The 11,643-nt window shown below is 72.0% G+C and carries 11 protein-coding genes; 7 read left to right on the top strand and 4 right to left on the bottom strand.

Annotated features, from left to right (window positions below; all coding sequences use genetic code 11):
* Nucleotides 1–114: 114 nt before the first annotated feature.
* Nucleotides 115–321, top strand: coding sequence for an acyl-CoA carboxylase epsilon subunit (locus AC069T_RS37740; protein ID WP_476752578.1), 207 nt, complete (start codon nucleotides 115–117; stop codon nucleotides 319–321).
* 11 nt (nucleotides 322–332) lie between these two features.
* On the opposite strand, the gene AC069T_RS37735 is transcribed toward AC069T_RS37740, so the two are convergent.
* Nucleotides 333–1,463: an SGNH/GDSL hydrolase family protein gene (locus tag AC069T_RS37735; protein ID WP_478787044.1), complete on the bottom strand. Its 1,131-nt coding sequence runs from the start codon at nucleotides 1,461–1,463 to the stop codon at nucleotides 333–335.
* A gap of 151 nt (nucleotides 1,464–1,614) precedes the next feature.
* Here AC069T_RS37735 and mmpB point away from each other — a divergent pair, with 151 nt between their 5' ends.
* Nucleotides 1,615–1,743, top strand: coding sequence for a morphogenic membrane protein MmpB (gene mmpB, locus AC069T_RS37730; protein ID WP_478787043.1), 129 nt, complete (start codon nucleotides 1,615–1,617; stop codon nucleotides 1,741–1,743).
* Nucleotides 1,744–1,784: 41 nt separating this feature from the next.
* The gene (locus tag AC069T_RS37725; protein WP_478787042.1) at nucleotides 1,785–2,405 is read left to right on the top strand and encodes a Maf family protein; all 621 of its coding nucleotides are present in this window, start codon (nucleotides 1,785–1,787) and stop codon (nucleotides 2,403–2,405) included.
* Here the strand turns inward: AC069T_RS37725 and AC069T_RS37720 are convergent, their stop codons facing one another.
* Nucleotides 2,406–2,879 (bottom strand): hypothetical protein, encoded by a 474-nt coding sequence (locus tag AC069T_RS37720; protein ID WP_478787041.1) that lies wholly within the window; start codon nucleotides 2,877–2,879, stop codon nucleotides 2,406–2,408. It abuts the gene before it with no gap.
* Nucleotides 2,880–3,233: 354 nt separating this feature from the next.
* Here AC069T_RS37720 and AC069T_RS37715 point away from each other — a divergent pair, with 354 nt between their 5' ends.
* On the top strand, nucleotides 3,234–5,006 hold the full coding sequence (locus AC069T_RS37715) for an acetyl/propionyl/methylcrotonyl-CoA carboxylase subunit alpha (protein ID WP_478787040.1): 1,773 nt from the start codon (nucleotides 3,234–3,236) through the stop codon (nucleotides 5,004–5,006).
* 472 nt (nucleotides 5,007–5,478) lie between these two features.
* On the opposite strand, the gene AC069T_RS37710 is transcribed toward AC069T_RS37715, so the two are convergent.
* Nucleotides 5,479–6,459 carry a DeoR/GlpR family DNA-binding transcription regulator gene (locus tag AC069T_RS37710; RefSeq protein WP_478787039.1) on the bottom strand — a complete coding sequence of 327 codons (981 nt, stop codon included), beginning with the start codon at nucleotides 6,457–6,459 and terminating at the stop codon, nucleotides 5,479–5,481.
* Nucleotides 6,460–6,672: 213 nt separating this feature from the next.
* Nucleotides 6,673–8,121 (bottom strand): NAD(P)H-quinone dehydrogenase, encoded by a 1,449-nt coding sequence (locus tag AC069T_RS37705; RefSeq protein WP_476754426.1) that lies wholly within the window; start codon nucleotides 8,119–8,121, stop codon nucleotides 6,673–6,675.
* A 107-nt stretch (nucleotides 8,122–8,228) separates the two neighbouring features.
* Between AC069T_RS37705 and AC069T_RS37700 the strand changes: the two genes are divergently transcribed.
* From AC069T_RS37700 to AC069T_RS37690, 3 genes are all read left to right on the top strand, one after another.
* Nucleotides 8,229–8,666 (top strand): gamma-glutamylcyclotransferase family protein, encoded by a 438-nt coding sequence (locus tag AC069T_RS37700; protein ID WP_121405665.1) that lies wholly within the window; start codon nucleotides 8,229–8,231, stop codon nucleotides 8,664–8,666.
* A gap of 148 nt (nucleotides 8,667–8,814) precedes the next feature.
* Nucleotides 8,815–9,639 carry a purine-nucleoside phosphorylase gene (locus AC069T_RS37695; RefSeq protein WP_358854923.1) on the top strand — a complete coding sequence of 275 codons (825 nt, stop codon included), beginning with the start codon at nucleotides 8,815–8,817 and terminating at the stop codon, nucleotides 9,637–9,639.
* Nucleotides 9,640–9,782: 143 nt separating this feature from the next.
* Nucleotides 9,783–11,414 (top strand): phospho-sugar mutase, encoded by a 1,632-nt coding sequence (locus AC069T_RS37690; RefSeq protein WP_478787038.1) that lies wholly within the window; start codon nucleotides 9,783–9,785, stop codon nucleotides 11,412–11,414.
* Nucleotides 11,415–11,643 lie beyond the last annotated feature (229 nt).

Raw genomic sequence — 11,643 nt, 5'->3', positions numbered from 1 at the left:
GTCCGACACCCGCGCCCACGTCGTACGGGGCCTGCGCCAGCTGCGGACCAAGCGGGCGTCCCTGCCCCCGAAGAAGCACGGCAACATCCCCCTCTAGGCCCCCTGGGAGCGGTTATGACGATCAAGGTCGTACGGGGCAATCCGACCCCGGAGGAGCTGGCCGCCGCACTGGCGGTGGTCCGCGTGCGCGCCGCGGCGGCGGACACGCCGTCCGGCGCGCCCCGCGAGCCCGAGGCGTGGGCGGACCCGGCACGGGTGGCGTCCCGCCGCGTGCCCGCCCCCGGCCCGAAGGCATGGGGCCGCACCTACTGGCCCGGTTAGGGCCTGGTCCTTCAGAGGAGTTCCGCGACGGCTTCGGCCATCACCTCGTATCCGGCGTCGTTCGGGTGCAGGTGGTCGCCGAAGTCGTACGCGGGGTGCAGCCGGTCCGGGTCCGCCGGGTCGGCGAGGGCCCCGCGCAGGTCCACCACCGCGTCCCACTCCCCGGCGCAGCGGATCCACTCGTTCACCTCGTGGCTCACCTTCGCCGCGTGCTCGCCCCAGTGGTCGGAGCCGCCGAACGGGAGCAGGGTCGAGCCGATCACCCGCAGGCCCCGGGCGCGGGCCTGCCGTATCAACGAGCGGTAGCCGTCGATCAGTTCGCCGGCCTCGACGACCGGGGCCGGGTGGTAGGTGGGCTGTTCGCCGGTCTCGCTGAAGCCGATGTCGTTCAGCCCTTGCAGGACGACGAGCGTGTCGACGCCGGGATGGTCGAGGACGTCGCGGGCCAGCCGGTGGACGCCCCTCTCGCCGTACCAGGCCGAGTCGTTGAGCAGCAGGTTGCCGCCGATGCCCGCGTTGAGCACGGGCCGTCCGGTGCGCCGCGCGAGCGCGTCGGACCATCGGCGGTCGGCGTCCGGTGTCGAACCGAAGCCGTCGGTGAGGGAGTCCCCGAAGAGCGCGACGGCGTCGCCGCGGCCCGCGTCGACCTCCACGGCCGTCAGGAAGTACCAGGACTCGTCGCTCTCGTCGAAGCCGTCGCCCGTGACGTCCTCCAGCCGGTCGCCCGCGCCCCGGTATCCCGTCGTGAAGGCCTGGGCGTGGAAGGTCGCGGGGCCGGTGACGGCGTCGAAGTGGAGGGTGACGGTCAGTGACTGTCCCGCCTCCAGCGTGAGCCGCGCCGGGTCGCTGACGGCGCTGCCGCCCGCCGGCACCACGACGGCGTCCGCCCCCGTGAAGGTCAGCCGCCGGAGCGAACCCGGTTCGACGGCGGCTCCCGCGGCCGTACGCGCGACCGTGGCGCCCGCGATCCGCAGCGGCGAGGCCCCGTAGGCGTGGGAGAGGCGGACCCGGAGGCGGTCGCCGGCCGCGGTGACGCGGACGGTCTGGCGCAGCGACTGACGCCAGAAGCCTTCTCGCGAACGGTTGGGGGTGAAGCCCTCCGCGGGGCGCTGGGGCGACGCGGTCCAGGCGGTGGTGAACATGCAGTTCCCTCCCTAAAAGGGACCGAGGTTCCTTTAGTGACGCCCCTGACGGTAGCAGGCAGTGACACTTAATGAAACCTCGGAACCATTTAGGGAAGTTGAGTACGCGTACTCAGGCGTCCGGAACCTCCGCCACCGCACGATCGGAGACATGCTGTGGTCCGACCCCGAGAACGAGCCGCCCGAGGAACTGCGCGACATGCAGAACAAGCTGCGCCGCCTCGGCGTCCTCATGGCGCTCGCCATGGTGCTCGCGATGATCGTCCTCGGCGTGCGGTGACCGCGCCGCGCCCGCCGGGACCACGCCGATACCCTGGCCGCATGACCGATCAGCCGCGCCGCCGCCTCGTGCTCGCCTCCCAGTCCCCCGCCCGGCTCGGCCTGCTGCGACAGGCCGGTCTCGATCCCGAGGTGATCGTGAGCGGCTTCGACGAGGACACCGTCACCGCCCCGACCCCCGCCGAACTCGCGCTCGCGCTCGCCGAGGCGAAGGCCTCCGTGGTCGCGGCGCGTCCCGAGGTGCGGGGCGCACTGGTGATCGGCTGCGACTCGGTCCTCGACCTGGACGGCGAGGCGCTCGGCAAGCCCGCCGACGCCGAGGAGGCCACCGCGCGCTGGAAGGCGATGCGCGGCCGGGCCGGCACGCTCCAGACCGGGCACTGCGTCTACGACACGACGACCGGGCGCCACGTCTCGGCGACCGCGTCCACCGTGGTCCGCTTCGGCGAGCCCACCGACGCCGAGATCGCCGCGTACGTCGCCTCGGGTGAACCCCTCCACGTGGCCGGGGCGTTCACACTCGACGGACGCTCGGCCCCGTTCGTCGAGGGCATCGAGGGCGACCACGGCAACGTCATCGGCATCTCCCTGCCCACGGTGCGCCGGCTGCTGGCCGAACTGGGCGTGGGCATCACGGACTTGTGGGCGCCGCGCGACAGGTGATCAGGTGGTGGAGGGGGCCGGGGGTGCCGGGACCGGCGCTCCCCCGCCGTCGCCCTTCTCCGGCGAGGCGTCCACCGGGACCGTCCGGCGGTCGTACGCCATGAGGACGAGCACGATCAGGGCGAGCACCGCCATCATGAAGGCGAACGCGCTCCAGCCGACCAGGCCCACGGCGAAGGCGCCGAGCAGCGCGTGCACCACGGCGGCGCTGATGAGCAGGATGCGGCCGATGCCGGCCGGGGGCCGGTCGCGCAGGGCCACCAGCAGCGCGGCCAGGCCGCACATGGCGAAGTAGAGACCGAAGACCAGCCCGCCGGCCTTCGAGGAGACGGACATCTTGTGCGGGTCGAGCCCGGCCAGGGACATGTCCTGCCGGTCGACGACCATCCCGAGGTACCAGTTCAGCAGCGCAATGCCGACCGCCTCCACGAAGAGCACGATCGCCGCCACCCACGCCGCCGGTCTGCGCACCACCGGTCCCCACCCACTTCCGCGTGCTGTTACCCCAAGTACGTCCGAGACAAGTGAACGCTACTAACGGGTAAACCTCGGGACAAGAGCCCGGCGGAGGGCAAAGAATCATTGGGCCATTCGTAGGGACTCCACAAAGAAACCCTGTGGGCCGCGGCACGCTTTCACAGAGACCTTGACCACATCGGAGGGCTAGGGTTCACGGGAGGATTCCCTCGTACCACGGTGCGACAAGGGTTTTCGTGGGTCGAGCGAGCCTCGGATCACGCTCCGTGTGGGCAAGCTCACCATTGGGGACGGGTCGAAAGGTCGTGTCGGCTGTCCCTAAACTCGGCTTGTTTCAAGGAGGGAGCCATCGTGCGCAAGGTGCTCATCGCCAACCGTGGCGAAATCGCTGTCCGCGTGGCCCGGGCGTGCCGGGATGCCGGGATCGCGAGCGTTGCCGTCTATGCCGAGCCGGACCGGGACGCTGTGCATGTCCGGGTGGCGGACGAGGCGTTCGCGCTGGGCGGTGACACCCCGGCCACCAGCTATCTGGACATCGCCAAGGTGCTGCAGGCCGCCAAGGACTCCGGAGCGGACGCGGTCCATCCCGGATACGGGTTCCTCTCGGAGAACGCCGAGTTCGCCCAGGCTGTCCTGGACGCCGGCCTGATCTGGATCGGACCGCCGCCGCAGGCGATCCGGGACCTGGGTGACAAGGTCGCCGCCCGGCACATCGCCCAGCGGGCCGGCGCGCCGCTGGTCGCGGGCACCCCCGACCCGGTCTCCGGGGCCGAGGAGGTCGTGGCGTTCGCCCGGGAGCACGGCCTGCCGATCGCCATCAAGGCCGCGTTCGGCGGCGGCGGACGCGGCCTGAAGGTCGCCCGCACCCTGGAGGAAGTACCCGAGCTGTACGACTCGGCGGTGCGCGAGGCCGTCGCCGCGTTCGGCCGCGGTGAGTGCTTCGTCGAGCGCTACCTGGACCGGCCCCGCCACGTGGAGACACAGTGCCTGGCCGACACCCACGGCAACGTCGTCGTCGTCTCCACCCGTGACTGCTCGCTGCAGCGCCGTCACCAGAAGCTCGTCGAGGAAGCCCCCGCCCCGTTCCTGTCCGACGCACAGGTCGAGCAGCTGTACTCCTCCTCCAAGGCGATCCTGCGCGAGGCCGGCTACGTCGGCGCCGGCACCGTGGAGTTCCTGGTCGGCGCGGACGGCACGATCTCCTTCCTGGAGGTCAACACCCGTCTGCAGGTCGAGCACCCGGTCACCGAGGAAGTCGCCGGCATCGACCTGGTCCGCGAGATGTTCCGCATCGCCGACGGCGAGGAACTCGGCTACGGCGACCCCGTCCTGCGCGGCCACTCCCTGGAGTTCCGTATCAACGGCGAGGACCCCGGCCGCGGGTTCCTGCCCGCCCCCGGCACCGTCACCGCCTTCACCCCGCCCTCGGGCCCCGGCGTCCGCCTGGACGCGGGCGTGGAGTCCGGCAGCGTGATCGGCCCGGCGTGGGACTCCCTGCTCGCCAAACTCATCGTCACCGGCGCCACCCGCGAACAGGCCCTGCAGCGCGCCGCCCGCGCACTGCAGGAGTTCACCGTGGAGGGCATGGCCACCGCGCTCCCCTTCCACCGCAAGGTCGTCCAGGACCCGGCGTTCGCTCCCGAACTGACCGGCTCCACCGAGCCGTTCACCGTCCACACACGGTGGATCGAGACCCAGTTCGTCAACGACATCCCCGCCTTCACCGCTCCCGCCGAGACCGAGACCGACGACGAAGCGGGCCGCGAGACCGTGGTGGTCGAGGTCGGCGGCAAGCGCCTGGAGGTGTCCCTGCCCTCCAGCCTGGGCATGTCCCTGGCCCGCACCGGCCTCGCCGCCGGCGCCCGCCCCAAACGCCGCGCTGCCAAGAAGTCCGGCCCCGCCGCCTCCGGCGACACCCTCGCCTCACCCATGCAGGGCACCATCGTCAAGGTCGCCGTCGAAGAAGGCCAGCAGGTCAACGAAGGCGACCTGATCGTCGTCCTCGAAGCCATGAAAATGGAACAGCCCCTCAACGCCCACCGCTCCGGCACCATCAAGAGCCTCACCGCCGAAGTCGGCGCCTCCCTCACCTCCGGCGCCCCCATCTGCGACATCAAGGACTGACCCCGACACCAGAAAGCGCCCGGCCCCTGTTCACAGGCGCCGGGCGCTTCCGCGTCACCGCCCAGCGGCACGCCGACACGACCCGCACTCCCGTAGAAGGGGCCGTGCCGGTCCCGCACCGCAATCGGCACGGTCCGCACCCGCCCTCCCACAGAGGGAGCCGAGCCGGTCCCGCACCGCAATCGGCACGACCAGCAGCCGCCCTCCCACAGAAGGGGCCGTGCCGGTACATCAAATGCCCGTTGCAGGTCGGGCAGACAACCCCGGTCCACCCCGCAACCCACGCACACGCCCGACATGCAACGGGCGGATGCACCGGCGCGGCCCCGACCCACCCACCGGGCCGAAGCGCCCCCGCCCAAAGCCCCGGGGCGCAGGCACCCCGGGCACGGCACCCCGGTCAAGCAACCCCCGGGGCGCAGGCACCCCGGGCCCAGGCACCCCCCGGTCAAGGCGCCCCCGCCAGAATCCGTCAGCGACGACGCAAGTCGGCCACCCGGGCCCGCTCCCCCGGAGCCTGCTCCCCCAGCACGGTCGCGCTCCGCAACTGCACCCCCGGCACCTGCCCCCGCCGCGGCCCGGGCAACGGCATGTCCCGGCGCGGCTGACGCCCCGCCGGGCCCGCATCACCCCCCGCGCCACCCCCGCCGTTCGCGGAGGACGCCGAGGACGCCGACCCGGCCACCACGATCTGCACCCCGTGGTCGGCCAGGGCCTGCAACTCCGTGGCCGCACGGTCGTCGTGCGCCGGCGGCTCGTCGGTCACCAGCCGGGTGATCAGCTCCGTCGGCACGGTCTGGAACATCGTGTCCGTGCCGAGCTTGGTGTGATCGGCGAGGACCACGACCTCCCCGGCCGCCTGCACGAGCGCGCGGTCGACGGACGCCGACAGCATGTTGGACGTCGACAGCCCGCGCTCGGCGGTCAGACCGCTCCCCGAGAGGAACGCCCGCGACACCCGGAGCCCCTGCAACGACTGCTCGGCCCCGCTGCCGACGAGGGCGTAGTTGGAGCCCCGCAGGGTGCCGCCGGTCATCACGACCTCCACGCGGTTGGCATGGGCCAGCGCCTGGGCCACCAGCAGGGAGTTGGTGACGACGGTCAGACCGGGCACCCGTGCGAGCCGGCGGGCCAGCTCCTGGGTGGTGGTTCCCGCCCCCACCACGATGGCCTCGCCCTCTTCGACGAGACCCGCGGCGAGATCGGCGATGGCCGTCTTCTCGGCGGTCGCGAGATGCGATTTCTGCGGAAAGCCGGACTCCCGCGTGAACCCGCCCGGCAATACCGCACCGCCGTGCCGGCGGTCGAGGAGTCCTTCTGCCTCCAGTGCGCGCACGTCCCGCCGTACGGTCACTTCGGAGGTCTGGACGACGCGGGCGAGCTCACGGAGCGACACGGCCCCGTTCGCTCGCACCATTTCGAGGATCAATTGGCGACGTTCTGCAGCGAACACGAAACTGACAGTAACCCCAACGACCGTCTGCTTTCAGCAGTTTGCGCCGAATAGCAGAAGTTGTTCGCACAGCAGGACAAGAAGTGGTATACGCGCCACCCCCGGCCCGTCCCCCATCGTTCACCTTCGCCCGCCCGGCCCCGCCCCGCCCCGGTCCGCCCCGGCCGGACCGCGTCCAGGGCGGACGCCCCGTGTCAGCCCCGGACGCCCGCGTCAGCCCTCGTCCGCACTCTTCCGGGTGTGCAACTGCCGGGCCACTTCGGCGATCGACCCCGACAGGGACGGATACACCGTGAACGCCTTCGCCACCTGCTCGACGGTCAGATTGTTGTCGACCGCGAGTGAGATCGGGTGGATCAGCTCCGACGCGCGCGGCGCGACGACGACACCGCCGACCACGATCCCCGTACCCGGCCGGCAGAAGATCTTGACGAAACCGTCGCGGATGCCCTGCATCTTGGCGCGGGGGTTGCGCAGCAGCGGCAGCTTGACGAACCGCGCGTCGATCTTGCCGCCGTCGACGTCGGCCTGGGTGTACCCGACGGTCGCGATCTCGGGGTCGGTGAAGACGTTCGACGACACCGTCTTCAGGTTCAGCGGGGTGACCGCGTCGCCGAGGAAGTGGTACATCGCGATGCGGCCCTGCATGGCGGCCACGGAGGCGAGGGCGAAGACCCCGGTCACGTCCCCGGCGGCGTAGACACCGGGAGCCGTCGTCCGGGACACCTTGTCGGTCCAGATGTGCCCGGACTCCTTGACCTTGACCCCGGCCTCCTCGAGCCCCATGCCGGTGGAGTTCGGGACGGCGCCGACGGCCATCAGACAGTGCGACCCGGTGATGACCCGTCCGTCGGCGAGCGTGACCTCGACCCGGTCGCCCACCCGCTTGGCGGCCTGCGCGCGCGAACGGGCCATGACGTTCATGCCGCGGCGCCGGAAGACGTCCTCCAGCACGGCCGCGGCGTCCGGGTCCTCGCCCGGCAGCACGCGATCACGGCTGGAAACGAGCGTGACGCGTGACCCGAGCGCCTGATAGGCGCCGGCGAACTCGGCACCGGTGACACCGGAGCCGACCACGATGAGCTCCTCGGGAAGCTCGTCGAGGTCGTAGACCTGGGTCCAGTTCAGGATCCGCTCCCCGTCCGGCTGCGCGTCGGGCAGCTCACGGGGGTGCCCGCCGGTCGCGATGAGCACCGCGTCCGCGACGAGGGTCTCCTCGCTCCCGTCGACGGCCCGTACGACGACCTTGCGCGAGCCGTCCATGGCCTGCTGCCCGTCGAGGCGCCCGCGACCGCGCAGCACGCGTGCCCCGGCCCGGGTCACGGAGGCGGTGATGTCGTGGGACTGGGCGAGGGCGAGCCGCTTCACCCGGCGGTTGACCTTGCCGAGGTCGACCCCCACCACCCGGGCGGCCTGCTCGAGCGGCGGGGTGTCGTCGGCGACGATGATGCCGAGTTCCTCGTACGACGAGTCGAAGGTGGTCATCACCTCGGCCGTCGCGATAAGGGTCTTCGACGGCACGCAGTCGGTGAGCACCGATGCCCCGCCCAGACCGTCGCAGTCGACGACGGTCACCTCCGCGCCGAGTTGGGCGGCCACCAGGGCCGCCTCGTATCCGCCGGGTCCGCCACCGATGATCACGATCCGAGTCACGTACTCCATTGTCCCGCACGCGCCAAGGTGCTTCCGCCCGGGGGCCGCCGTCCGTGCATTCGAGGGACTTCTGTTACACGGGAGGCGTGGGTCGTCGCTGCCGTACCCTCGACCCCATGTCGCTCTACGCCGCGTACGCCGGCAATCTCGACCCGCGGCTGATGACGCGCCGCGCCCCGCACTCGCCGCTGCGCGCCACCGGCTGGCTGAACGGCTGGCGGCTGACTTTCGCCGGTGAGCACATGGGCTGGGAGGGCGCGCTGGCGACGATCGTCGAGGCACCGCGTTCCCAGGTGTTCGTGGCGCTGTACGACGTCGCGCCACTGGACGAGGACTCGATGGACCGCTGGGAGGGCGTCGGCCTCGACATCTACCGCCGCATGCGCGTGCGGGTGCACACCCTGGAGGGCGAGGAACCCGCGTGGGTGTACGTGCTGAACGGGTACGAGGGCGGGCTGCCGTCGGCCAGGTACCTCGGTGAGATCGCCGACGCGGCGGAGTCGGCCGGCGCGCCGCACGACTACGTCATGGAACTCCGCAAGCGCCCCTGCTGAGCGCCTGCGCCACGCGTCGGGCCCTGTTCCCCGCGGCATCGCCGCCGCCGCTCATCCCTCTCTTCGTCGGAAACGACAAGACAACGATCGCAGGACCGTGAGCTCTGTCATCTACGCGCGTAGGCCCGGACCGGCTACCCTCATGCGCGTGAACGCATCTCTTCTTCCGGACGACATCCAGGGCGACCCCTACGCCGCCGCCGACGCCGCCGCCGCGCGCCTGCGCGAACTGACGGGCGCCGAGACCCACGACGTCGCCCTCGTGATGGGCTCCGGCTGGGCTCCGGCCGTGGACGCCCTCGGCGTCCCCGAGGCCGAGTTCCAGGTCACCGAGCTGCCCGGCTTCCCGCCGCCGGTGGTCGAGGGACACGGCGGCAAGATCCGCTCGTACCGCATCGGCGGCAAGCGGGCGCTGGTCTTCCTGGGCCGCACGCACTACTACGAGGGCCGCGGCGTCGCAGCCGTCGCACACGGCGTCCGGACCGCCGTGGCCGCCGGCTGCAAGACGATCGTGCTCACCAACGGCTGCGGCGGCCTGCGCGAGGGCATGCGCCCCGGCCAGCCGGTCCTCATCAGCGACCACCTCAACCTGACGGCCACCTCGCCGATCGTCGGCGCGAACTTCGTGGACCTCACCGACCTGTACTCGCCGCGGCTGCGCGCCCTGTGCAAGGAGGTCGACGCCAGCCTGGAGGAGGGCGTCTACGCCCAGTTCCCCGGCCCGCACTACGAGACGCCGGCCGAGATCCGGATGGCCCGCGTCATCGGCGCGGACCTGGTCGGCATGTCGACCGTCCTCGAGGCGATCGCCGCGCGTGAGGCGGGTGCGGAGGTGCTCGGCATCTCCCTCGTCACCAACCTCGCCGCCGGTATGACGGGCGAGCCCCTCAACCACGAGGAGGTCCTCCAGGCCGGCCGCGACTCCGCCGCCCGCATGGGCGCGCTCCTCACCCGGGTGCTGGACCGCATCTGACCACCGGAGCGCCGCCCCGGCCCCCGTCCGAGTCGAGGTCTTCCGGGCCGGGCGGGGCCCGGGGAGTGAGCGCTCGGGGAACAGCGGCTCCCCGGGGTACAAGGCAACGTACGACGCAGACGAAGACGAGAGGTTGACCCCACGTGCAGGACGAACTCATCGCACGGGCCGAGGCATGGCTGGCCGAGGACCCCGACGCGGAGACCCGCGAGGAACTCGCCGGGCTCATCGAGGCCGGGGACGTCACCGAGCTCGCCGCACGCTTCGGCGGCACCCTCCAGTTCGGCACCGCCGGCCTGCGGGGCGAGCTCGGCGCGGGTCCGATGCGCATGAACCGCTCCGTGGTCATCCGGGCCGCCGCCGGCCTCGCCGCGTACCTGAAGGCGCAGGACAGCACCGACGGCCTCGTCGTCATCGGCTACGACGCCCGCCACAAGTCCGCCGACTTCGCCCGCGACACCGCGGCCGTGATGACGGGCGCCGGCCTGCGGGCCGCCGTGCTCCCCCGGCCGCTGCCCACGCCCGTCCTGGCCTTCGCCATACGGCACCTCGGGGCGGTCGCGGGTGTGGAGGTCACCGCCAGCCACAACCCGCCGCGCGACAACGGCTACAAGGTCTACCTGGGCGACGGTTCGCAGATCGTCCCGCCGGCCGACGCGCAGATCGCGGCCCGGATCGACGCCGTGCGCTCCCTGGCCGACGTGCCGCGCCCGGACAGCGGCTGGGAGACCCTCGACGACAGCGTCCTGGACGCCTACCTGGCCCGTACGGACGCCGTACTCGCGCCCGGCTCGCCCCGCACGGCCCGCACCGTCTACACGGCGATGCACGGCGTCGGCAAGGAGACCCTGCTGGGCGCCTTCGCCCGGGCCGGCTTCCCGGAGCCCGTGCTCGTCGCCGAGCAGGCGGAACCCGATCCGGACTTCCCGACGGTCGCGTTCCCGAACCCGGAGGAGCCGGGCGCGATGGACCTGGCCTTCGCGAAGGCGCGCGAGAGCGAGCCGGACCTGATCATCGCGAACGACCCGGACGCCGACCGCTGTGCCGTGGCCGTCAAGGACGGCGCCGACTGGCGCATGCTCCGCGGCGACGAGGTCGGCGCGCTGCTCGCCGAGCACCTGGTCCGCAGGGGCGTGCGCGGCACGTTCGCCGAGTCGATCGTGTCGTCCTCGCTCCTCGGCCGGATCGCCGAGAAGGCGGGCGTGGGGTACGAGGAGACGCTGACCGGCTTCAAGTGGATCGCCCGCGTCGAGAACCTGCGGTACGGGTACGAGGAGGCGCTGGGCTACTGCGTCGACCCCGGGGGCGTACGCGACAAGGACGGCATCACCGCCGCCCTCGCCGTCACGGAGCTGGCCTCCGAGCTCAAGGAGCGGGGCCGCACACTGCTCGACCTCCTCGACGACATCGCCGTCGAGTACGGTCTGCACGCCACCGACCAGCTCTCCGTCCGGGTGGAGGACCTCTCGGTCATCGCGAGCGCGATGCGGCGCCTGCGCGAACAGCCGCCGACGCGGCTCGCGGGCCTGACGGTCGAGAAGGCCGAGGACCTGACGCGGGGCACGGCGACGCTCCCGCCGACGGACGGACTGCGGTACACGCTGGACGGGGCCCGGGTGATCGTCCGCCCGAGCGGCACGGAGCCGAAGCTGAAGTGCTACCTGGAGGTCGTGGTGCCGGTCGCCGGCCACGCCGACCTGCCCGAGGCACGCACCAGGGCGACCGGCCTGCTGGCGATGATCAAGCAGGACCTGTCGGCTGCGGCCGGCATCTGAGTCACCACCCCCGCACGACGGCGCGAAGCCCCGGCCCCGGACCTTCGGGGCCGGGGCTTCGCCCACTCCGCGACGGCACCCGGTGACCCGGCCCGAGCGGGCTCTGGGCCTGTCAGACGGGAATCGTCAGACAGGCCCTAGGTGTATTGATCACGAGCGTTGTTGACACTCGCCGGTGCTTGATCATGGCGAAGACCTCCGGTGTGGTGGAGCTGTCTAGGACTGCACC

This window comes from Streptomyces sp. NPDC043867 (assembly GCF_056435845.1).
This window is presented reverse-complemented; position numbering and strand designations above follow the sequence as displayed.

Bases quoted from the DNA above. Each gene is read 5' to 3' on its own strand.
- AC069T_RS37735 (WP_478787044.1), bottom strand. From the start codon at position 1,463: ATGTTCACCACCGCCTGGACCGCGTCGCCCCAGCGCCCCGCGGAGGGC.
- AC069T_RS37705 (WP_476754426.1), bottom strand. From the start codon at position 8,121: ATGGAGTACGTGACTCGGATCGTGATCATCGGTGGCGGACCCGGCGGA.
- AC069T_RS37700 (WP_121405665.1), top strand. From the start codon at position 8,229: ATGTCGCTCTACGCCGCGTACGCCGGCAATCTCGACCCGCGGCTGATG.
- mmpB (WP_478787043.1), top strand. From the start codon at position 1,615: ATGCTGTGGTCCGACCCCGAGAACGAGCCGCCCGAGGAACTGCGCGAC.
- AC069T_RS37740 (WP_476752578.1), top strand. From the start codon at position 115: ATGACGATCAAGGTCGTACGGGGCAATCCGACCCCGGAGGAGCTGGCC.
- AC069T_RS37725 (WP_478787042.1), top strand. From the start codon at position 1,785: ATGACCGATCAGCCGCGCCGCCGCCTCGTGCTCGCCTCCCAGTCCCCC.